At 70.2% G+C, this 21143-nt stretch carries 24 protein-coding genes; 7 read left to right on the plus strand and 17 right to left on the minus strand.

The features are described from left to right. Positions 1-28: 28 nt before the first annotated feature. The 4 genes from B0F77_RS01395 to B0F77_RS01410 all read right to left on the minus strand — a co-directional run bounded on the left by B0F77_RS01395 (position 29) and on the right by B0F77_RS01410 (position 3734). On the minus strand, positions 29-1192 hold the full coding sequence (locus B0F77_RS01395) for an acyl-CoA dehydrogenase (RefSeq protein ID WP_086660884.1): 1164 nt from the start codon (positions 1190-1192) through the stop codon (positions 29-31). A gap of 78 nt (positions 1193-1270) precedes the next feature. Then, entirely contained in the window at positions 1271-1759 is a 489-nt protein-coding gene (purE, locus tag B0F77_RS01400) for a 5-(carboxyamino)imidazole ribonucleotide mutase (protein WP_281252455.1), read from the minus strand. Then, positions 1756-2943: a 5-(carboxyamino)imidazole ribonucleotide synthase gene (locus B0F77_RS01405; RefSeq protein WP_086660885.1), complete on the minus strand. Its 1188-nt coding sequence runs from the start codon at positions 2941-2943 to the stop codon at positions 1756-1758. The genes purE and B0F77_RS01405 overlap by 4 nt, the downstream gene beginning before the upstream one ends. After that, positions 2907-3734 (minus strand): helix-turn-helix domain-containing protein, encoded by an 828-nt coding sequence (locus B0F77_RS01410; RefSeq protein WP_086660886.1) that lies wholly within the window; start codon positions 3732-3734, stop codon positions 2907-2909. Before B0F77_RS01410 ends, B0F77_RS01405 begins: the two co-directional genes overlap by 37 nt. A 67-nt stretch (positions 3735-3801) precedes the next feature. Between B0F77_RS01410 and B0F77_RS01415 the strand changes: the two genes are divergently transcribed. Beyond that, a complete protein-coding gene (locus B0F77_RS01415; RefSeq protein WP_086660887.1) occupies positions 3802-4563 on the plus strand; it encodes an NAD-dependent epimerase/dehydratase family protein in 762 nt (253 codons plus the stop codon). Here the strand turns inward: B0F77_RS01415 and B0F77_RS01420 are convergent. The 4 genes from B0F77_RS01420 to B0F77_RS01435 form a co-directional block, all read right to left on the minus strand. Further along, positions 4521-5762, minus strand: coding sequence for a hypothetical protein (locus B0F77_RS01420; protein WP_086660888.1), 1242 nt, complete (start codon positions 5760-5762; stop codon positions 4521-4523). The two genes, B0F77_RS01415 and B0F77_RS01420, sit on opposite strands and share 43 nt — an antisense overlap. Beyond that, a complete protein-coding gene (locus B0F77_RS01425) occupies positions 5759-6553 on the minus strand; it encodes an ATP-binding cassette domain-containing protein (protein WP_086660889.1) in 795 nt (264 codons plus the stop codon). The genes B0F77_RS01420 and B0F77_RS01425 overlap by 4 nt, the downstream gene beginning before the upstream one ends. Further along, positions 6550-6933, minus strand: a complete 384-nt coding sequence (locus B0F77_RS01430) for a GntR family transcriptional regulator (protein WP_086660890.1) — start codon at positions 6931-6933, stop codon at positions 6550-6552. Before B0F77_RS01430 ends, B0F77_RS01425 begins: the two co-directional genes overlap by 4 nt. Before the next feature lie 143 nt (positions 6934-7076). Continuing rightward, positions 7077-7844 carry a GGDEF domain-containing protein gene (locus tag B0F77_RS01435; protein ID WP_245847760.1) on the minus strand — a complete coding sequence of 256 codons (768 nt, stop codon included), beginning with the start codon at positions 7842-7844 and terminating at the stop codon, positions 7077-7079. 140 nt (positions 7845-7984) lie between these two features. On the opposite strand from B0F77_RS01435, the gene B0F77_RS01440 reads away from it, so the two are divergent. The 4 genes from B0F77_RS01440 to B0F77_RS01455 all read left to right on the plus strand — a co-directional run bounded on the left by B0F77_RS01440 (position 7985) and on the right by B0F77_RS01455 (position 11849). Further along, positions 7985-10207 (plus strand): sigma-70 family RNA polymerase sigma factor, encoded by a 2223-nt coding sequence (locus B0F77_RS01440; RefSeq protein WP_211293620.1) that lies wholly within the window; start codon positions 7985-7987, stop codon positions 10205-10207. 112 nt (positions 10208-10319) lie between these two features. Next, entirely contained in the window at positions 10320-10919 is a 600-nt protein-coding gene (locus B0F77_RS01445) for a GtrA family protein (RefSeq protein ID WP_425435605.1), read from the plus strand. After that, a complete protein-coding gene (locus B0F77_RS01450; protein ID WP_086660891.1) occupies positions 10849-11385 on the plus strand; it encodes a GtrA family protein in 537 nt (178 codons plus the stop codon). Before B0F77_RS01445 ends, B0F77_RS01450 begins: the two co-directional genes overlap by 71 nt. After that, positions 11382-11849 carry an HIT family protein gene (locus B0F77_RS01455; protein ID WP_086660892.1) on the plus strand — a complete coding sequence of 156 codons (468 nt, stop codon included), beginning with the start codon at positions 11382-11384 and terminating at the stop codon, positions 11847-11849. The genes B0F77_RS01450 and B0F77_RS01455 overlap by 4 nt, the downstream gene beginning before the upstream one ends. Positions 11850-11947: 98 nt before the next feature. Here B0F77_RS01455 and B0F77_RS01460 read toward each other — a convergent pair whose 3' ends face one another. After that, a complete protein-coding gene (locus B0F77_RS01460; RefSeq protein WP_086660893.1) occupies positions 11948-13222 on the minus strand; it encodes an ATP-binding protein in 1275 nt (424 codons plus the stop codon). Continuing rightward, on the minus strand, positions 13222-13896 hold the full coding sequence (locus B0F77_RS01465) for a response regulator transcription factor (protein WP_086660894.1): 675 nt from the start codon (positions 13894-13896) through the stop codon (positions 13222-13224). The genes B0F77_RS01460 and B0F77_RS01465 overlap by 1 nt, the downstream gene beginning before the upstream one ends. Positions 13897-13927: 31 nt before the next feature. Between B0F77_RS01465 and hisN the strand changes: the two genes are divergently transcribed. Next, positions 13928-14707, plus strand: coding sequence for a histidinol-phosphatase (hisN, locus tag B0F77_RS01470; RefSeq protein WP_245847761.1), 780 nt, complete (start codon positions 13928-13930; stop codon positions 14705-14707). On the opposite strand, the gene B0F77_RS01475 is transcribed toward hisN, so the two are convergent. Genes B0F77_RS01475 through B0F77_RS01490 form a run of 4 tightly spaced genes read right to left on the minus strand, consistent with a single transcriptional unit; the run spans position 14688 to position 18289 of the window. Further along, entirely contained in the window at positions 14688-14957 is a 270-nt protein-coding gene (locus B0F77_RS01475) for an HAD family hydrolase (protein WP_086660896.1), read from the minus strand. The two genes, hisN and B0F77_RS01475, sit on opposite strands and share 20 nt — an antisense overlap. Next, entirely contained in the window at positions 14954-17494 is a 2541-nt protein-coding gene (locus tag B0F77_RS01480; RefSeq protein ID WP_086660897.1) for a TNT domain-containing protein, read from the minus strand. Before B0F77_RS01480 ends, B0F77_RS01475 begins: the two co-directional genes overlap by 4 nt. Before the next feature lies 1 nt (position 17495). After that, positions 17496-17810: a WXG100 family type VII secretion target gene (locus B0F77_RS01485; RefSeq protein ID WP_086660898.1), complete on the minus strand. Its 315-nt coding sequence runs from the start codon at positions 17808-17810 to the stop codon at positions 17496-17498. Beyond that, a complete protein-coding gene (locus B0F77_RS01490) occupies positions 17807-18289 on the minus strand; it encodes a YbaB/EbfC family nucleoid-associated protein (RefSeq protein WP_086660899.1) in 483 nt (160 codons plus the stop codon). Before B0F77_RS01490 ends, B0F77_RS01485 begins: the two co-directional genes overlap by 4 nt. Before the next feature lie 97 nt (positions 18290-18386). Here B0F77_RS01490 and B0F77_RS01495 point away from each other — a divergent pair, with 97 nt between their 5' ends. Continuing rightward, on the plus strand, positions 18387-18845 hold the full coding sequence (locus B0F77_RS01495; RefSeq protein ID WP_245847762.1) for a MaoC family dehydratase: 459 nt from the start codon (positions 18387-18389) through the stop codon (positions 18843-18845). Here B0F77_RS01495 and B0F77_RS01500 read toward each other — a convergent pair. Genes B0F77_RS01500 through B0F77_RS01510 form a run of 3 tightly spaced genes read right to left on the minus strand, consistent with a single transcriptional unit; the run spans position 18808 to position 21080 of the window. Beyond that, on the minus strand, positions 18808-19737 hold the full coding sequence (locus B0F77_RS01500; protein ID WP_086660900.1) for a hydroxymethylglutaryl-CoA lyase: 930 nt from the start codon (positions 19735-19737) through the stop codon (positions 18808-18810). The genes B0F77_RS01495 and B0F77_RS01500 overlap by 38 nt on opposite strands. Further along, the gene (locus tag B0F77_RS01505; protein WP_086660901.1) at positions 19724-20248 is read right to left on the minus strand and encodes a PH domain-containing protein; all 525 of its coding nucleotides are present in this window, start codon (positions 20246-20248) and stop codon (positions 19724-19726) included. Before B0F77_RS01505 ends, B0F77_RS01500 begins: the two co-directional genes overlap by 14 nt. Before the next feature lie 13 nt (positions 20249-20261). Beyond that, positions 20262-21080 carry a biotin--[acetyl-CoA-carboxylase] ligase gene (locus tag B0F77_RS01510; protein ID WP_086660902.1) on the minus strand — a complete coding sequence of 273 codons (819 nt, stop codon included), beginning with the start codon at positions 21078-21080 and terminating at the stop codon, positions 20262-20264. Between the last annotated feature and the right edge of the window lie 63 nt (positions 21081-21143).

Raw genomic sequence — 21143 nt, forward strand, 5'->3', positions numbered from 1 at the left:
ACCTCCAGGGCCGTTCGAGCGAACAAACTCAGCCGTTGAGGATCGCGCGCGACATCACGACGCGCTGCACCTGGTTAGTGCCCTCGTAGATCTGGGTGATCTTCGCGTCCCGCATCATCCGCTCGACCGGGAAGTCACGCGTGTACCCGGCACCACCGAACAGCTGCACCGCGTCCGTGGTGACCTCCATGGCCACGTCGGAAGCGAAACACTTGGCAGCAGCCGTGATGAAGCCGATGTTCGGCTCCCCGCGCTCGGCCTTGGCGGCGGCGACGTAGACCATGTGCCGAGCAGCCTCGATCTTCATGGCCATGTCGGCGAGCATGAACTGCACACCCTGGAAGTCCGAAATGGACTTACCGAACTGCTTGCGGTCCTTGACGTACGCGACCGCGGCCTCGAGCGCACCCTGCGCGATACCCACGGCCTGCGCGCCGATGGTCGGACGCGTGTGGTCCAACGTCTTCAGAGCCGTCTTCAGACCGGTACCGGGCTCACCGATGATCCGGTTGGCCGGGATCGTGCAGTTCTCGAAGTAGATCTCGCGGGTCGGCGAGCCCTTGATGCCGAGCTTGCGCTCCTTCGGGCCCACCGAGAAGCCCGGGTCGTCCTTGTGCACGACGAACGCCGAGATGCCGGCGGACTTCTTGGCCGCGTTGGGGTCCGTCACGGCCATGACCGTGTACCAGGTGGACTCGCCGGCGTTGGTGATCCAGCACTTGGTGCCGTTGAGCACCCACTCGTCACCGCTCAACACAGCCCGCGTGCGCATCGAGGCGGTGTCGGAGCCCGCCTCGCGCTCGGACAGCGCGTAGGAGGCCATGGCCTCGCCCGAGGCGATGGACGGCATGACGAGCTGCTTGAGCTCCTCGGAGGCCGAGAGCAGGATCGGCATCGTGCCGAGCTTGTTCACCGCCGGGATCAGGGACGACGACGCGCAGACGCGGGCCACTTCCTCGATGACGATGCAGGTGGCCACGGAGTCCGCGCCCTGGCCGTCGTACGACTCGGGGACGTGGACGGCGGCGAAGCCCGACTTCACCAGGGCGTTGTGGGCCTCCACCGGGAAGCGCTCGTTGTCGTCGACCTCGGCCGCGAACGGCTTGATCTCCTTCTCGGCGAGCGAGCGGACGGCCTCTCGCAGCGCCTCGTGCTCCTCGGCGAGCTGGTAGGTGCCGAAGCTCGGGTTCACCTTGTTACCTCCCGGTAGCGAGTACTCGGCACGATGTTAGCGCCCGTTCACCACGGGTGCTGGTGTGCCGTTGAGCACTCAGAGGGACTTCTGCAGCGCCGCGTCCTTGTCTAGTACGAGCTGCTCGAGTTCCGCCTGGAAGCGGGCCATGCGCTCCTGCAGCGCCACATCGGACGACGCCAGCATCCGCACGGCCAGCAGGCCCGCGTTGCGTGCGCCACCCACTGAGACGGTGGCCACCGGGACGCCCGCGGGCATCTGCACGATCGAGAGCAGCGAGTCCATGCCGTCGAGGTACTTCAGCGGCACCGGCACGCCGATCACCGGGAGCACGGTGGCCGAGGCGACCATGCCGGGCAGGTGGGCGGCACCGCCCGCACCCGCGATGATCACGCGCAGCCCGCGCGAGGCGGCGGAGGTCGCGTAGTCGAGCATGCGCTGCGGGGTGCGGTGCGCGGAGACGACGCTCACCTCGAACGTCACGTCGAACTCGGCCAGCGCCTCGGTGGCGGCCTTCATCACCGGCCAGTCCGAGTCGCTGCCCATGATCACGCCAACCTGAGTCACTCCGAGCTCCCGTGAATGTCGTATCCGTCAGACCAAACGCCGGTGGACAGCCAGTCCGCGGCCAGCCGCGCACGTTCCCGCACCGACGTCATGTCGTCACCGAGGAACGTCACGTGCCCGACCTTGCGGCCCGGCCGTTCCTCCTTGCCGTACAGGTGCACGTGCGCGTCCGGGAACCGGGCGAACAGGTGGTGCACGCGCTCGTCCGGGCCCATCGCCGGCGTGTCCGAGGCGCCCAGCACGTTCGCCATCACCACGGCCGGCGCCATCAGGTCGGTGCGGCCGAGCGGGTAGTCCAGGACGGCGCGCAGGTGCTGTTCGAACTGGGACGTGCGCGCGCCCTCGATCGACCAGTGGCCCGAGTTGTGCGGGCGCATCGCGAGCTCGTTGACGACCACGCCGTCCGCGGTCTCGAACAGCTCGACGGCGAGCACGCCCACAACGCCCAGCGCGTCGGCGACCTTCAGCGCCAGCTCCTGGGCCGCGGCACCGTCCAGCGCGGGCGCCGGCGCGAGGACCTCGACGCAGATGCCGTCGGACTGCACGGTCTCGACGACCGGCCACGCCGCGCCCTGACCGAACGGTGAACGCGCGACCACGGCCGCCAGCTCGCGGCGCATCGGCACGCACTGCTCGACCATCAGCGGCGTCCCGGCCTCCAGCAGCTCGGGAACGACCAGCTCGGCGCTGTGCGGCTGGTTCAGCATCCACACGCCACGGCCGTCGTAACCGCCGCGGATCGACTTCAGCACGCACGGCCAACCGTGCGCGGCACCGAAGCGCAGCACGTCGCGCACCTCGTGCACCTCGGCGAACGGCGGCACCGGCAGCCCGAGCTCGGCCAGCCGCACGCGCATCTTCAGCTTGTCCTGCGCGTACTGCAGCGCGTCCGGACCGGGGTGCACCTTCACGCCCTCGGCGACCAGCGCGCGCAGGTGCTCGGACGGCACGTGCTCGTGGTCGAAGGTGACGACCTCGCAGCCCTTCGCGAACGCACGCAGCGCGTCGAGGTCGGTGTGTGTGCCGAGCACCACGTCCCGCGCGACGAGCGCGGCGGGGTCGTTCTCGGACACTGCGAGCACGCGCAGCGACTGGCCGAGCGGGATCGCGGCCTGGTGCGTCATGCGGGCGAGCTGCCCGCCGCCGATCATGCCGACGACTGGGAGACGGGTACGGGAGTCCACGGTTCAGGCAGCCTACCTGCAACTTCTGATCGGCTCACGAGCAGAGCCAGCCTCTGGGCGGTGACGCTGCCCTCGGGTGCGGTGTGGATCACAAGCCGCTGGTCGTGCTCCGGCGCGCCGAGCACCTCGCAGTCGAACTCCAGCAGGCCCACGACCGGATGTCGCAGCCGCTTGCGGGCCGACCGGCGCACGTTCACGCCGTGCTCCGCCCACAGCCGTGCGAACAGCGGGCTCGCCATCAGCTCATCGACCAACGGCTGTGCTGACGGCCGGCGGGCCAGAGTCGCGCGCAGGTCGGCGACGTGGGCGCGAGCGACGTCTTCGCGGTCCTCGTCCGGGATCCAGCTCCGGTCGCCGAGGAAGAACGCCCTGAGCAGGTTCCGGCCGCCGAGATCACCGAACACGACCTCCGCGCGGGCCGACCAGGCGAGCACGTCGCCGACGTCGGAGATCACCACCGCGAGGTCGTCACCGAGCCGGTCGAGCAACAGCCGGATGCCGGGCCGCACCTCGCCACCGGACGCGGGCTCCTCCGGCACTGCCTCACCTGCCAGCCGGAACAGATGCGCGCGCTCGTCGGAGGACAGCTCCAACGCCCGCGCGATGCCGTGCAGAACGGACACCGAGGGACGCGGACCACGGCCCTGTTCCAGGCGGGAGTAGTAGTCGACCGACATGCCCGCCGCCTCGGCGACCTCCTCCCGGCGCAGGCCAGGCGTGCGACGGCGACCGCCGCCACGAGGCTCCATCCGTTCGCGGCAGCTGCGCAGGAAACCCGCCATGTCCGGCATGCCTCCACGGTAGCCAGGGATTCATCGTCCCTGGCTGTGCCCGGCGCACCGAACGACGCTGGATTCCATGAAGATCGCGATGACAGGTGCGACCGGACGAGTCGGCAGCAGGCTGCTGCCGCGGTTGCGCGAGCAGGGCCACGACGTGCGCACGCTGACCCACCGGCTGGCCGACAGGAACGCCGTCGAGGAGCTGGTGTCCGATGTGGACGCTGTCGTGCACGTCGCCGCCGCCCTCCGCACGAGCACCGACTTCGAAGGCGTGAACGTCCACGACACCAGGGCTCTCGCCGAGTCCGCCGCGAAGGTGCCGCTGTTCGTCCACATCAGCACGAACCTCGTCTACCCCGGCGGCCTCGGCAGGCCCGCCACCGAGGACGACCCGACCGACCCCGATCCCGCGTTCGGCGACTACCCCCGCACCAAGGCCCTCGGCGAACAGGCCGTGCTCGACACCAGGGAAGCCACGATCCTCAGGCTGGCGTTCGTCTACGGCGGCGGCGATCCACACCTGGAGGAGTCGCTGCGCTGGGCCTCGACCTGGCCCGGCCACCAGCGGCTGCACATGGTGCATCACGCCGACGTGGCGCAGGCGGTGGTGAAGGTCCTCGAATCCGGCGCCGGCGGGATCTTCAACGTGGCCGACGACAGCCCGATCACGGCCGTCGAACTGCACCTGCTGAACGGCCTCACCCCCAGCGAGGAGGCCGTTCAGCAGGAGTTCGACCCGTGGCACGGAATCGTGTCGACCGACCGGGCACAGCGGGAGATCGGCTTCCGCCCGCGCTACCCCTCGGCGTGGGCCGCGGCGGTCGCCGAAGCGCTCTGAGAGGGCTCGGCGTCGCCGGGTTTGGCGTCAGCGGACTTCGCGTCACCGGGCTTGGCGTCAGCGGACTTCGCGTCAGCAGGCTTCGCATCAGCAGGCTTGGCGTCACCCGGCTCAGCGTCGACGGACTTGGCGTCACCGGGCTCGACCCCACCCAGCTTGGCGTCAGCGGACTTGGCGTCACCCGGCTCGGATCCACCCGGCTTGGCGTCAGCGGACTTGGCCCCACCTGACTCGGCGTCCGCAGGCTCGGCTTCACCCGACTCGACCCCACCCGGCTCGACGTCAACCGGTGCGGGGTCGACCGGTGCGGCGTCAACCGGATCGGGGTCGATGCGGCGGTGACGGCGGGATGGCTTCCACCCACCGCCCCGGCGCAGCACCCGGAACGTCAGGACCAGCAGCACGGCGGCGAGCAGCACGAACACGAGGAACTCGATCACCTGGAACAGCCACATCAGGCCGAGCGGCTGGTAGTCGGTGTACAAGCCGGTCGCGGCCTTCGCGGCGCGCATGCAGGTGCCCTCGTTGATCCGCCCCGCGCACCTCTCGATCACCGCCACGGGATTGAGGTCGGCGCCCACGTACCCGCCGCCGAGTTCCAGCGCGCCTGCGGGAACGACCGGAGTGGCGTCCCAGCCGGCGATATCTCGGTGCGCAGGCAGATAGTGATCGCGCAGTGTCACAGCGATAACAGTGCGCACGGCCGTGTAGAACACAAGCGTTGCCGCCATGGCTGTCACGACGTGCCTGGACAACAGGCCGATGAACACGCCTAACGCGAAGCCGAAGAGTGCGTAGCCGGCCTGCACGAGCGGGCTGGCCTCGAAGGCCCCCCACGACTCACGCCGGCCACCGAAGCCGTCACCGATCCCGAGCAGGGCACCGAGCGCCATGGCCAGGCCGCCGAGCAGCAGAACCTTGCCGCGCAACCACTTCACGGGCGTCACGTCCTGGCCCCACGCCACGAAGTACGTGCGTTCCTCGAGCTCGCGGGCGATCAGCGGCGCACCCCAGAAAACGCCGATCACGGCACCGAACGCGAGCTGCCCGATGAGCCCGTAGAAGCCGGCCATCAGCATCCCGCCCACCGGGCCGTTCTGCGTCGAGAGCAGAGCGCCCGTGGCGAGCACCGCGACGATGGCGACGCCGATGATGGCCCACCGGTGCTGACGCCAGGTCAGCCAGACGAGTGCGCTCATGCGGCACGCTCCAGGTGTGCCACGACGAGCTCCTCCAGCGTCACGTACCGCGCGGTCCACGGTTCGGCGATCTGCGCGCCGCCGGAGCGCACGAGGTACGACGACTGCGACCTGCCGTGCTTCGCCAACACCACGCGTCCTTTCACTGGTGGCTTGGAGGCGTGCGGGCCCGTGTAGAGAACGTGCTGTTCCAGCAGTTCGTCGGTGTCGCCGTTCACGAGCAACCGCCCGTCGGCGAGCAACAGCAACCTGTCCGCCACGCCGCCGATCTCCGCGACGACGTGCGTGGAGAAGACCAGCGTCATGCCGTTGTCGTTCACCTCGGTCAGCAACGCCCGCATGACCTTCTGGCGGGCGAGCGGGTCCAGTTCGGACAGTGGCTCGTCCAGCAGCAGAACGTCCGGGCGCGATCCCAGTGCCAGCGCGAGAGTCACGTGCGTGCGCTGGCCGCCGGACAGGTCTTCGATCTGCAGTCGCCTGGGCACCTTGAACCTGGTGAGCCACGCGTCCGCGAGGTCGTTGTCCCAGACGTCGTTCATGCGGCGGCCGAACTCGAGTACGTCCGCGACCTTGAACTTCTTGTACATGGGCTTGTGCTGCGGCACATAGGCGACTCGGCCCGCGATGGACGCGTGTCCCGAGTACGGCGGCAGATGCCCGGCCAGCACGTTCAGCAGTGTCGACTTGCCCGAGCCGTTCGCCCCCACCAGCGCCGTGACGCTGCCGGGCGGCAGTTCGAAGGAGACGTTCCGCACGGCCCACTTCGACAATTCGGCCGCAACCACGCTCATTGCGTTCCCCCACCACTCAGCACCTCGCGCACCAGCGCGTGGATGTCCTCGTCCTCCAACCCGGCGGAGCGTGCCTCCGCGACCCAACCGGCGAGCGTCTCGCGCAGCGGGTCGAGGTCCTCGGGGGCAGCGGACCCCAGGGAAGCCTTCACGAAGGTGCCGGAACCCTGACGGGCTTCGACGAGGCCGGCGAGCTCCAGCTCGCGATAGGCCTTGAGCACGGTGTTCGCGTTCACGCCGCTGGTCGCGACGACATCCCTGACCGTGGGCAGCCGATCACCCGGCTGCAACCAGCCGAGTCTCAAGGCCTCCCTGACCTGCTGTCCCAGCTGCAGGTACGCGGGAAAACCACTGCCCCGGTCGACATGGAACTCGACCACACACGCTCCCCAGATTGTTCTAGTCAACTAAGACAATAGAACACTTCTGGGGTGCTTGAAAAGTCACGCGGGGACCCCGCGTTTCCTTCTGGGGAACGCGGGGCCCCCGCGTGCGGCAGGGGTGCGGGCGCGGGACAGGGGGGTCAGCGCCCGAGCGTGGTGAGGAGGGTGCAAGCCTCGGCGTGGGTCTCGGGGAGGTGTTCGGTCCACACCTTGGCGGGGCCCACCGGACGGACGTTGGGGTCGTCGGCCAGGCGGTCCGCGGCCAGAACGCGCAGGTTGGAGATGCGGCGGGCCAGCAGTTCGTCGCGGCGGACCAGGACCGCGGCCACGCACGGCCCGAGGGTCGCCAACGTCTCGCCGCCGTCGAAGACCGTGCGCAGTGCATCGGACACAAGAGTCATGGCGACCACACGGGACCAACCCGAGGCACGGTGCACGTCGAGACGCAGCAGCACGAGCGCGTAGTCGAGCGGTGCGACGGGAGTTTCCCGGTACACCTCACCCAGCCGTGTGCGCAGGTAAGCGGCTGTCGCCAGCCCGGTCAGAGGATCTTCGGCCGCGCAGTCGCCGGCCTGCTTCGTCACCACGTCCGCCCATCCCAGCGCTGTCATGCGCAGCATCCGTGAAGGGAGCGCGTCGACGTTCGGCGACACGATGTGCGACGCGTCGGTCAGCACGGCGTGCAGCGCGGCCAAGTCCAGCAGCGTCTCGCTGAGGCCTGCACCCGCCTCGGCGCGTGCGCGGCCCAGCCGGACCAGCGCGTCGCCGGGGTCGGTGTTCTCCAGCATCGCCGCGCACACCTCGTCGACCTCGGCGAGCGGCCAGTCTGAGGGAAACGCCCAGCCTGCGGCCATGGTGGCGGTCCGCCAGCGCGACTTCAGCAGGCGTTCCGCTTGTGCGACACCCACCCGGTCTCCCTTCAGCTCTCCCGATTCCAGGTGGGAGACGCGGTCACTTCCGGTTCGTGACGCAACCCGCGCGGGGGATTGAGATGACTCTGCGCGGCGCCGTAGGTCACACTGAGCGCCGCGAGGAGGGAAACGAGACTGTGGCGACCGTTCCTGCAGACGTCCAGGGGCCCAGCGACGCGGAACTCATCGAGTCCGTGCGCGGCGGGACCATCGACGCCTACGGCCAGTTGTACGAACGGCACGTCTCGGCGGCCTACAACCTCGCCCGCCAGTTGGCCCGCTCGCAGGCCGAAGCCGACGACCTCGTCTCCGAGGCGTTCGCGAAGGTGCTCGACACGCTCCGGGCCGGCCGCGGCCCCGACTCGGCCTTCCGCGCGTACCTGCTCACGGCGCTGCGCCACACCGCCTACGACAAGACCCGCCGCGACAAGAAGGTCGACCTCACCGAGGACATGACCGAAGTCGCCCCTGCCGTGCAGTTCAGCGACACCGCGGTGGCCGGGCTGGAGAAGTCACTCGCCGCCCGCGCGTTCGCCGCGCTGCCGGAGCGCTGGCAGATGGTGCTCTGGCACACCGAGATCGAGGGCCAGTCGCCCGCCGAGGTCGCCCCGCTGCTCGGGCTGACGGCCAACGGCGTGTCCGCGCTCGCCTACCGCGCCCGCGAGGGCCTGAAGCAGCAGTACCTGCAGATGCACCTGGCCGAGACGAACGCGGAACGCTGCAAGGCGACCGTCGACCGGCTCGGCGCGTGGACCCGCGCCGGCCTGTCCAAGCGCGAGGCGACGCAGGTCGAGGCACACCTGGACGAGTGCGGCCGGTGCCGGGCGCTGGCCGCGGAACTCGCGGACGTCAACGGCGCGCTGCGGATCTTCGTCGCCCCGCTGGTCCTGGGCATCGGTGCCACGACCTACCTGGTGACCGCCGGAACCGCGACGACCGTCGTCGGTGCCGGCGCGGCCGCGGGTGGTGCGGGCGCCGTCGGTGCGTCGATCCCCCGCCAGCTCGTGACCGTCGGTGGTTCCGCCGCCGCCGTGGCCGCCGCGGTGGTGATCGCGCTGACCGCGGGCACCAGCAACCAGCAGGCGCCGGCGGTCCAGGCCATCCAGCCGCCACCAGCGCAAACGCAGGTGCAGAAGCCGCCAACGCCGAAGCCGCCGGCACCGGTGCCGCCGCCTCCTCCCACCACGGAGCAGCCGGTCCAGACGCCCACGCCGCCACCTCCTCCGCCCGCCCCGGCACCGACTCCCGAACCCCCGGCACCGACACCGGCACCGGCACCGACGCCCACGCCGCCGTCGCTCACCCCGACGACGCCGAGCGGGTACACCCTCACGCCGGGCGCCGAGCCGAAGGACTTCCCGATCACCGTCCGCAACACCGGCGGCACCGCGGCACCGCCCGCGTCGATGGTGCTGAACCTGCCGCCGGGCGTGCTGTCGACCGGCGCGCCGTCGTCGTTCGCCGCCGCGCGCCTGCTGCAACCGGACGGCTCGGCCGACCAGACCGTCAACTGCCCGGCCGGCGGCGGCACGATCACCTGCTCGACGCCGCAGGGCATCGCACCCGGCGGACAGGCGACGTTCCTGTTCCGGCTGCGGGCGACCGCCGACGCCCAGCCCGGCACGATCACCGGCACCATCAGCGCCGGCACGTCGATCTCCGTCGACGTGAAGGTCGAGGTCAACGTGCCTCCGGTGAACGACGACATCGAGCTCACCGTGTCGACGTGGCACGAGATCCACTGGGACCCGCGCGTGGACGTGCAGGTGCTCAACAAGGGTCCGCGAGCCGGCACGCTGAAGCTGGACGTGTCGTCGTCGGAGAACATCGTGATCTTCACGCCGTGGCGGAACTGCTCGCGCTCGGACAAGAACACCATCCACTGCGTCGCCGACCTGGAACAGGGCGGCAAGTTCCGGATGTCCTTCTGGGCGTTCGGGCTGCCGCACCGGGGCGGGACGATCACCGTCACGGCCGCGCTCGGCAACGCGCAGAAGTCCGTGACCGTGCCGGTGAAGGGCTGGCCGGAGGAGCCGCCGGGTGAGGTGGAGCCGAACCCGCCGACGACCACGACGGTGCCGCCGACCACCACGACCACGCGGCCCCAGGACCCGACGAAGCAGCCGACCGAGCCGTCCGAGCCCACGAAGCCGGGCCTCCCGACACTGCCGACCGTGCCGACGCTGCCGACCGAGCCGTTGCCTCCGGTGCTCCCGCCGTCGACGACCGTGCCGACGCCCACCGTGCCGCCATCGACGCCGCCGCCCACCCGGTCCGAGCCGTGCGAGCCGCGGCCGGGTCTGCTGCCCGGGCTGATCCCGGACCTGCTGGGGCTGCCCTGCCCGCCGGCCCGGAGTTGATCAAATGTTGATCTTCTTTCGTCACTGAACGTGCAGCTCAGGTGGCTGGCGGTGGCCGAAGGTAACACCCGGAGGCAACCGCCGTTACCTTGATCCGTAAGCTGGCGCGGTGCTGCCAGTCGTTCGCCGCGCCATGAGCCGGATGCCAGAACCACTCCAGTTCCTGTTGCACAAGCACCGTGAGTTGATCCGGTTCGCACTGGTCGGCGGCACAACGTTCGTCATCGACAACGGTGTCTGGTACGCGCTGAAGCTCACCGTGCTGACGGACAAGGTCGTCACGGCGAAGGTCATCGGCGTGCTGGTGGCGATCATCGCCTCGTACGTGCTGTCCCGCGAATGGTCGTTCCACACCCGCGGCGGCCGCGAGCGCCACCACGAGGCCGCGCTGTTCTTCCTGGTCAGCGGGCTGGGCGTGGCGATCAACATCCTGCCGCTGTGGCTGTCGCGGCACCTGTTCGGCCTGCAGGCACCGTTCGTGTCGGTGCTGACCGAGGAGATCGCGGACTTCGTGTCCGGCTCGATCATCGGCATGCTGCTCGCCACCGGCTTCAAGTTCTGGGCGATGCGCCGCTGGGTCTTCCCCGACGCGGGCGCTCGACCGGACCGGCGCGTTCACCCGATCTCCGTAGACTCGACGCGTGTCCCTAGCCGAAACAGTGGTCTCCCGGTTTCCGGAGCCGATCCGGTCGATCGCGCTGAAGCATCGTGAACTAGTCAAGTTCGCCCTGGTCGGGGGCACGTGCTTCGTGATCGACACGGTCCTGTTCTTCGGGATCAAGACGGTCGTCCTGCCGAACAACCCGGTGACGGCGAAGATCATCGCGACCCTGGTCGCCACGATCGTGTCGTACGTGCTGAACCGGGAGTGGTCGTTCCGCACCCGCGGCGGCCGCGAACGGCACCACGAAGCAGCCCTGTTCTTCCTGGTCAACGGCATCGGCATCGTGCTGAACTCGGCACCGCTGTACATCGCGCGGTACGCGTTCCACCTGCAGGAACCGCACGTGTCGCGGCTCACCGAGGAGGTCTCGGACTTCCTGAGCGCGCAGATCATCGGCACGCTCATCGCGATGGCTTTCCGCTGGTACGGCTACAAGACGTGGGTGTTCCCCGAGGAGAACGCGCGCGGCAACGGCCGGTCCCTGGACGAAGAGAAGGAACTCGGCCACTCGTGACGTGGAAAGCCGACCGGATCGGGTCATCACTGCGCGGGGAGAACCCCACCGTGCTGCGCAGGCTGGACGCCGGGTTCGCGAACATCGGAGACGTGCAGTTCCTGCCCGGGTACTGCGTGCTGCTCGTCGACGACCCCGAAGTGCAACGGCTGACCGACCTGCCGCGTGACCGGCGAGCCCGGTTCCTCGCCGACATGGACGTGCTCGGGGAGGCCGTCGAACGGGTCTGTGCCCGCCGCGATCCCGGCTTCCGGCGGGTCAACCTGGAGATCCTCGGCAACACGGACCCGTACCTGCACGCGCACGTCTGGCCGCGCTACGACTGGGAGCCGGAGCACATCGTCGGCCGTCCGGTGTGGCTGTATCCGGTCGAACGCTGGTCCGATCCCGCCACCGCGCTCGGCCCGGAGCACGACGAACTCCGGGCGGCGCTCACCGCCGAGATCGACCTGCTCCGCGGCTGAGCCGTCAGCGCGTCGCGCCTCGACACGCCGACGCGGAAGTGCACGCGGGGAGCTTTCGTACTGTCTGACAGCACGAAAGGGCCCCGCGTGCCATCAACTCAGCGCGGGGTGCCCGGCGCCTTCCAGGGGATCCCGACCACGTCGTGAGCCTTCGGGACCGGCAGGAACACGGCGAACGTCGCAGGGCGCGCCGTCGACAGCTCCAACCGGCCACCGTCCGCGTCGACCAACGCGCGTGCGAGCGCCAGGCCCACACCGGTCGAGCCGCCGCCTGAGACTCCGCGCTCGAAGATGTGCGCCGCGAGTTCGTCGGGCACGCCCGCACCGCCGTCGCTGACCTCGACCACGACCGTGCCGTCCTCACCGCGAGCGGAGACGACGACGGAGCCCTCGCCGTGGCGCAGCGCGTTGTCCAGCAGCACGCCGATGGCCTCGCGCAGGCGCGCGGGCGTGGCGCGGGCGAGCAGGCCGTCCGGGACGCGGACGCGCAGGCTTCTGCCGTGGCTCTTGACCTGTTCGCGCCACTCCTCGGCGATGGCGTTCAGCGCCGGGCGCAGTTCCAGCGGTTCGGCGCCGACCGCGCGAGCGGCGCGGGCGGCGGCGAGGAGTTCGTCCAGGACGGCGGCCAGGCGTTCGGCCTGTTCCAGTGCCGCGCGGGCTTCCATGGCCGTCTCGGGTTCCGGGTGTTCGGCGAGGGCCTCCAGGCGCAGCTGCAGGGCGGTCAGGCGGCTGCGGAGCTGGTGGGAGACGTCGCCGACGAGCTCGCGTTCGCGTTGGACGAGGCGGGCCAGGGCCGTGGCCGAGGTGTCGAGGGCCTCGGAGACCGCGTCCAGCTCGGAGATGTTGTAGCGCTGCTCGTCGGCGCGGAAGTCGCCGGCGCCCAGGCGGGACGCGCGGGCTGCGACGTGGCCGAGCGGACGGGCAAGCGTTTGCGCGGTCACCAGGGCGACGATGGTGCCGGTGCCGACGGAGACCGCGAGCAGGAGCAGCACCAGACCGGCCACCTGGGCCTGGGCGGTGTGCATCGGGCCGGAGGGGATCTCCAGCCGGACGGTGCCCTGCTGGGCGATCGGCAGCTCGGCGGTCAGCGGGTCGGCGCCGGGTGACGGACCGGTGGCGCTGGTGACGCCGCCGGACACCACGGTGAGCCGGCCGTCGGTGGGTATGGCGATCTTCACGGCCTCGATGTCGATGCCCCGCCGGTTGGCGAGCTGGTCGTCGAGCGTGGTCGCGATCTGCTGGGCGCGTTCGGTGAGGTCGCCGCGAGCGGTGTCCTCGACGAGCTGCAGGGCGGTGTAGCCGAGCGGGATGCCGAGCACGAACCCCGTGACGGCGACGGCGAGCAGGATCGCCCGCAGTATCCGGCGGCGCATCAGTCGGCGTTGAAGCGGAAGCCGCGGCCGCGCACGGTCGCGATGTGCTTCTCGGCCGAGTTGGGGGTGCCGTCGCTCAGCTTCCGGCGCAGCCACGACATGTGCATGTCGAGCGTCTTGCTGCCCTTGAGGTCCGGGTCGTTCCACACCTCGGAGAGGATCTCGTCACGGCTCACGACCTGCCCCGCGCGCTGGATCAGCACCTTGAGCAGTTCGAACTCCTTGTTCGCGAGCTGGATCTCCCCGCCGTCGACGGTGACGCGGCGGGCAGCCAGATCGACGCGCACGCCGTTGACCTCCAACGTGCCCGGAGCCCGGCGGCGCAGCAGGGCCCGGATGCGGGCCATCAGCTCGGCGAGGCGGAACGGCTTCGCGACGTAGTCGTCGGCGCCCGCGTCGAGTCCAACCACGAAGTCGACCTCGTCGGCTCGTGCGGTGAGCATCAGCACGGGTATGCCTCTGCCGTTCTGGCGAAGCCTGCGGCACACCTCCAGTCCGTCCATGCCGGGCAGGCCGAGGTCGAGCACCAGCAGATCGATGCCCCCGGCGATCGCGGCGTCGAAGGCACTCGGCCCGTCGCCCACGACCTGCACTGAATAGCCCTCTCGCGTCAACGCGCGGGAGAGAGGTTCCGCGATGGCCGGATCGTCCTCGGCCAGCAACACCACGCTCACGGCCACAGCGTATTCGTGGAACGATCGCCGCGTGTCACCCCACGATGCTGATCTCGAACTCGCCCTCCGCCTCGCCGACGCCGCCGACGCGATCACCGCGGCCCGATTCCGCGCTCACGACCTCGCCGTGGAGCGCAAGCCGGACCGCACACCCGTCACCGATGCCGACGTCGCGGTCGAGGACGCCGTGCGCGCGGTGCTGGCCGCGGAACGCCCTGACGACGTCGTCATGGGCGAGGAGCGCGGCGGCACGCTGGACGCCTCGCGCGTCTGGGTGCTCGACCCGATCGACGGCACCAAGAACTTCCTGCGCGGCGTCCCCATCTGGGCAACGCTGATCGCCCTGGTCGTGGACGGCACCCCGGTCGTGGGTGTCGTGTCCTCGCCCGCGCTGGGCCGCCGTTGGTGGGCTTCTGCCGGTGGCGGCGCATTCGCGTCGGACGCCTCCGGCGAGCGCGCGATCTCCGTGTCCGGTGTGCGCTCTCTCGAAGACGCGTACGTGTCGACGACCGACATCAAGTCGTGGGTGGAGTACCACTCACGCGAGGCATGGCTGCGTTTGGTCGACGCAACCTGGGAGAGCCGCGCGTTCGGCGACTTCTACCAGCACTGCCTGGTCGCCGAGGGCGCCATCGACCTGGCACCCGAGTGCGTGGCGAACCCGTGGGACATCGCCCCGTTCCAGGTGCTGGTGACCGAGGCGGGTGGCCGCTTCACCTCGCTCACCGGCGAGGAGCGCTACGACGGCGGCAGCGTGCTGACGTCGAACGGCCACCTGCACGAGGACGCGCTCAAGCTGTTGGCACGGTGAGGGTTCCGCGCGCGACCTGAGCCCAGGCGAGCCGGCCGAAGAGGTAGTGGCACGCCACGCTCTCGTCGTCGAACCGGGCCCAGTCGTAGCGGTTGCCCTGTTCCTGCCAGAACACCTCGTAGCCCTTGACCACGTCGTCGTCGGTCTCGGTGAGCAGGCACCAGCGCTGGTCCGCCTCCTCACCGACACTGACGACGTCGTCCGGTACGCCGATCTTCGTCAGCCACTCGGGCAGGCTCTCGACGTTCATGCGGTGATCTCCGTGAGGTAGCCGAGCGCGACGAGGTCCGCGACGGGACAGGTGGTGCGGTAACGACTTCCGCCGCCGGGCTGGCCGAACCACGGCGCGCTGATCGTCCGGTGCACTGGCAGGTCCTTCTCGACCCGGTACCGGCGGTAGCCCTCGTCGAGCGCGGACGGCGGCAGCGAGCGTTGCGCGAAGGGCGTGCCGGCCTTGCTGAGGACACGGCCTTCCGGCGTGCCGAACCGGTCGAGCTCGGCGCCCTGCTGAAGGACCTCCGGCCGGCTGTCCTCGTAACCGCCCTCGCGTTCGACCGGCCAGCGCGGGCTGCCGTCCTCGTGCTGGAACAGGCTTTCCCAGTCGCGTTCGTGCATGCCGGCCAACGCGTCGTAGCCCTCGATCAGCTCCTGCACGACCGGGTGATCCTTGCCGAGCCCTTCGGTCGCCTCAGCCGGGTGCGACTCCGCCGTGTCGACCAGCCCGGCCTGCGGGTGGTCGTGCGGGGCGAACCGCGGGATCAGCTGTTCGTCGTCCTGCTGCGCCGGGGGCGGGAGCTGCCTGGCCGGCTTCGGGGCGAGCCGCGGCCCCTGACCCGCGGACAGGAAGACGGCCATGAACCAACTGCCGGCCGCCGCCGCGGTGTAGGCGTGGCGGGCGATGTCGAAGCCGACGCCGGCGCCGAGGGCCTGGTCACGACTGTTGTCGAGGCGGTCGGTGAGCGATCCGGAGCCACCGCCGAGGTCGACACCGGCCAACGGCGCCGACGGCGAGGTGATGGTGTCGACGACCTGTTGCGCGCCACGCTCGCCCCCGGCCGCAGCGTCGGCGGAACCGTCCTGCAGCGCGTCCAGGGCGTCCTTCGTCAGGTCCTTGGCCGGATCCTTGGCAGCCGCCGGTGCACCCGACCCCTGGCCGGTCGACGACGTCCCGGGCTGGGCCTGACCGGTCTGTCCCGGCCCCTGAGCCTGTCCGGCCTGAGTGCCCGCCTGGCCACCGAACTGGCTCGCCTGGCCCGCGACCGAGGAGCCCGACTTCCCGGCAACGGCCTGCGCGCCCGCCTTGGCCTCGCCGACCTTGGCTTCCGCGGCCTTCGCTTCGGTCGCCCTGGCCTCGGCGGCCTTCGCGTCCACGCTCTTGGCGTCCGCGGCCTTGGCGGCCTGCTGGGCGGCCTGTCCCTGCTGGCCGGGTGCCTGTGCACCACCCTGCTGTCCCACAACCGCACCGACCTGGGACGCAACCGCGGAGGTCGCCGACGGCACACCACCCACGGCTCCACCGATCGCACCGCCCACAGCACCGACGGGACCACCCATCGGGCCTCCTGCCGGGACGCCACCCATCGGCGCACCACCGAGAGCTGGGCTCGCGGGAGCCGCCTGCGCCGCAGCAGCAGGCGCGGGTCCGGCGGCAGCGGGCGCACCGTGCACGTCGCCGCCACGGATCAACGGCTGCTCGAGAACCGCGGCCGACGTCTGGGTCGTTCCCTCAGCGATCGGGCCGAGAGTGCCCTGGACGCTCGGGATCGCCTCTCCCACCACGTGCGTGACGGGCGCGACGGCCGGAGTGACCGCCTGACCCACCTCGGCGACCAGCCCGGGCAGCACCGGAGGGCCGCTCTGACCTCGGCCGGAACCGTCACCCGGACCGTTGCCCGGGCCCTCACCACGACCGTGGCCGTCTCCCTCGCCGAACGCGGGTCCGACCGCGTCATGGCCACCGGGCACCGCGTCAACGGCTGGCATCACCACGGCCGCGGCGGGCGCGGTCACGGGAGCAGCGGCGTTCATGACCGGGGCAGCGGCATCGGTCACCATGCCGACGACAGGCGCGACCGGAGCCGTCACGGCACCCACGACCGGAGCCACCGGCGCGGTGACGGCACCAACGACAGGAGCAGCTCCGGCGACAACGGGTTCGACGGCAGCGGCGACCGGAGCCACCACGCCGCCCACAACGTTCGTGACAGGCGACAACAGACCGCCACCACCGCCGGGCCCGTGGGCACCGGGCGCGGTGTTGACGGGCGGTGAGGCCTGGCTCATGTCCACACCGCTGTCCAGGCGGATGGCGGAGGACAACGTGTTCTGGAGGTTCGCGACGTTGGCCGCGGCCCCCTTGGTCAACGTGTCGAGGCCCAGCAACGCGTTGGGGTTGCCGGCGTTGGCCGAGGCGTGCGCGGCGTCGTTGTTCTTGGCCAGCGTCGTGAGCTCGCGGACGATCTCGACCTTCGCGGCCCCCACCTGCTGGGCGGCGTGGTCAAGACGGTCGGCGGCCGCATGACACCCACGAGCCGCCCGCTGGAAATCGCCGTCCGGCGCCACGACCTTCGCCCACCGCCCACGCGCGGCATCCCCGGTGGCACCGGTGACCCCGCTCAACGCACGCGTGGCAGCGCCGTCGGACGACGTGCCCAACCCCTTGATCTTGTCCCCGGCCTCGCGCCACGCGGTGGCGCTGGAACGCATGGCGTCCTCGTCGGCCTTGGGCCACGTGACACCTGCCTTGGCCGCGACCTCGGTGAGTTCGACGGGAAGCTCGATGCCCATGTCAGCCGTCCAACCTTCTCATCGCGGACGCGTTGCTCTGCTCGACGTGCCGATACGTCTCGGCCGTCGCGGCGAGCTTGTCGCCCACGTCCCCCAACGTCGTGGCGAGCCCGGACAACGTCCCAGCCGCATCACCGGAAGGCCGCTCGTGCGACGCCGCGAAACTGCGCCCCACCGCGTCGTCCCCCCAACAGGCACCGAACGCGGCCAGCGCCTTGTCCAACGTCCCCGCGATCTCCGTGGCCTGCCCGGCAAACCCACGCAAGTCGCGCGCTCCGGCGTCCAGCCGCTCGAGGTCGGCCCCGTACCCGGTCATCGGACCCTCCTGTTGATGAGCTCGGAGTCGAGCCAGCTCTCCCGTTGCTCGTTGTCCTCGTCGTCATCGACCCGCCGACGAGCGGGCTGCCGCCCCAGGTCCAGGGTCTCGTCCTCGTCCGCGTACTCCGCAGGCCGCAGATCGGCGGTACCGGCCACCAGCGCGGCAGGATCAGTCGAGGCGGGCAACACCGCGCTCAACGCCTGATAGGTGTCCTCAGCGGCAGAAGCAGCCGCCTCCGCAACCGTCCGCACGATCAACGCGGCCAGCTGCTCAGGCCGATGCCGCCGATAGGCCAGCTCGGACAACTCCAGCGCCGCGAGCTTCCCCCCACTCCCGACAACCGCCGTGACCGTCCCGTCCGGACTGACAGCCCGCCCGGACACAGCCGCCAGCTCACGCTGAACCGACGCCAACTGCTCACGGCTGCGCCGATAGTCGGCCAGCAGCTCCTCGACCTGCGCACGGTGGTCGTCCACCGAGTCCCCTCTCACACGCATAGCCCTGGGCTCGGGCTCTTGGACGCCGTTGCCCTTAGATCGGTTCCCAGCGGATTCAGTTACGTAGGATCAACGCGTGATCGCCTACGAGGATCTGCCTGCAGGCCGAATCATCCCGCTCGGCGAGGTCGTCGTCGACCGGGACGACATGGTGGACTTCGCGAAGAAGTTCGACCCACAGCCGTTCCACCTGGACGACGAAGCGGCGAAGTCCTCGATTTTCGGCGGTTTGTCCGCCTCCGGCTGGTACACGGCCTCACTGTGGATGCGCCGGTGGGTGGACGAGGTCCTGTCCGACTCCACCTCCCAGGGCTCGCCGGGCGGCCGCGAACTGTCCTGGCTGGCTCCGGTGTACCCCGGCGACACACTGACGTTCGCCGCGGAGGTGCTGAGCGCACGCCTGTCGAAGAGCAGGCCGACGCTCGGGCTGGTGGAGTTCGAGGGCACGGCCCGGCGCGGCGACGAGCTCGTCTACCGGTTCATCGCGACCGGCATGTTCACTTCGCGAGCGCCCGCACAACCCGAGAAGGACTAGGCCGTCCCAACTGCTCAGCCATCCAAACCGAACACTCGACCAACTTGTCCAGGTCGACGCCGGTCTCGATCCCCAACCCGTCGAGCATCCACACCAGGTCCTCAGTAGCGAGGTTCCCAGTGGCCGACTCCGCGTACGGACACCCGCCCAGCCCACCGGCAGAAGAGTCCACAGTGGTCACCCCACAACGCAAAGCGGCAAGGGTGTTGGACAACGCCTGCCCATACGTGTCGTGGAAGTGGACAGCCAGACGGGAGACGTCCCGGAACCCCTCGAGCAACGACTCCACCTGCCCAGGCGTAGCCACCCCGATGGTGTCCCCAAGAGACAACTGCGAGCAGCCCATCTCCAGCAGCCGCTCACCGACCGCAACGACCTGCGACCGGGCGACCGGGCCCTCCCACGGGTCGCCGAAGCACATCGACACGTACCCGCGCACGTCCATCCCCGCTGCCAGCGCACGAGAAACAGTCGGCTCGAACATCTCGAACTGCGAGTCCAGCGTCCGGTTCAGGTTCCGCGACGCGAACGTCTCCGTGGCCGACGCGAAGATCGCGATGTGCGAGACCCCGGCCTCCAGCGCACGATCGAGCCCGCGCTCGTTCGGCACCAGCACCGGATAGACGACCCCGGGCCGCGGCACCAGCCCCGACAACAACTCGGCGGCATCAGCCAACTGCGGCACCCACTTGGGATGCACGAACGAGGTGGCCTCCAAAACGGACAGTCCGGCAGCAGCCAGGCGATCCAGGAACTCCAGCTTCACCGACACCGGCACGACCACGGACTCGTTCTGCAGCCCGTCCCGAGCCCCGACCTCCCAGATCGTCACCCGCGAGGGCAGCGAACCGGACGGAACGACGTCGGGCAGCCCTGCCTCACGCGCGCCCATCGAGCGCTCCGGGGTGGTAGTCGTCGTCGGGGTTGTCGTTGACCTCGCGGTACAGCATCGTGTGCACCTTTTCCACGGACGGGATGTCGTCGAACTCGAGCGGCTCGTCCGAGGCCGACTCGATGATCAGCGTGCCGCAGCCCAGCACCCTGTCCATCAGAGAGTGCTCGAACCGCACGCTGTTCACACGAGCCAAAGGGATGTCGAGGCCTGTGCGCTTGAACACGCCCTCGCGGTACATCACGCGGTCCGAGGTGATGATGAAGTGCGTCGTCCGCCAGCGCACCACCGGCGCGATCGTCAGCCACAGGATCAGCACGACGCCGATCACGGCCAGCGCGATCCAGGCGATGGAGGCCCACGACTGGTCCACGACGAGACCGGCCAGGTAGGTGCCGATCGCGACCACCACCAGCAGCCAGAACACCGGGAAGATCAGCATCTTCCAGTGGGGGTGCTTGTGGATCACGACGTGCTCGCCTGAGCTCAGCAGGTCGTCGGGATAGGCCATGGGCCAACCCTAATCACGCCGGACGCAAATGCACCACGTCACCTGCGGACACGCCGTGGTCCACCCCATCGGTTCCGCGCACGACCAGCGTGCCGTCGGGCTCGATGCGCTGCGCCGTCCCCTGAAGCTGAACACCACCTGAAAGTTCGACGCGAACGCGTTCGCCGACGGTCGCCGAGTGCTCCTGGTACTCCTCCAGCACGCCGGACTCGACCGCGTCACCGCCGTTCTTGCGCCACACGCCTTCCAGCTGAGCGAGCTCGACCAGCAGCCGGAACGCCAGCTCGCCTCGATCCAGCTCGGAGGCGCCGGTGTCCTCCAGCGACGTCGGCGCGAGACCACCCGGCGCGGGCTCGACGCCGGCAGGCAGCTTCGCGACGTTCAGACCGATGCCCACGACGACGGCCTGCGCCACGCCGGCGGTGATCTCGGACAGGATCCCGGCGCCCTTCTCGGCCTTCGGGCCGAGCAGCAGGTCGTTCGGCCACTTCAACGTTGCCTCGACACCCACCGACTGGGCGACACGCACCAGCGCCAGACCAGCGATCAGGTTGAGCCACGGCAACCGCTGCGCCGGCACGTCGGTCGGCCGGAACAGCACGCTGACGTAGAGACCGCCCGGCGGCGACGACCAGGTGCGGCCACGACGGCCCTGCCCCGCGGTCTGCTCCAACGCGATCAGCACGGTCCGGTCCGGGGCGCCCGCAGCAGCGGCTGCGGCCAGGTCCGCGTTCGTGGACTGAGTGGTCGCCACGACATCAAGAGCGGCGTACGGGCCGTTGGGTGCTACCAGCCGTGCGCGCAGCGCCTCGGCGTCGAGTGCGATGTCCATCGCGCCAGGCTATTGGAACGAGAGAGAGTACGTGCGATCAGAGATGACCAACAGATTGCCGTG

The sequence above is a fragment of the Lentzea kentuckyensis genome, assembly GCF_002150765.1.
Lineage (GTDB): Bacteria > Actinomycetota > Actinomycetes > Mycobacteriales > Pseudonocardiaceae > Lentzea > Lentzea kentuckyensis.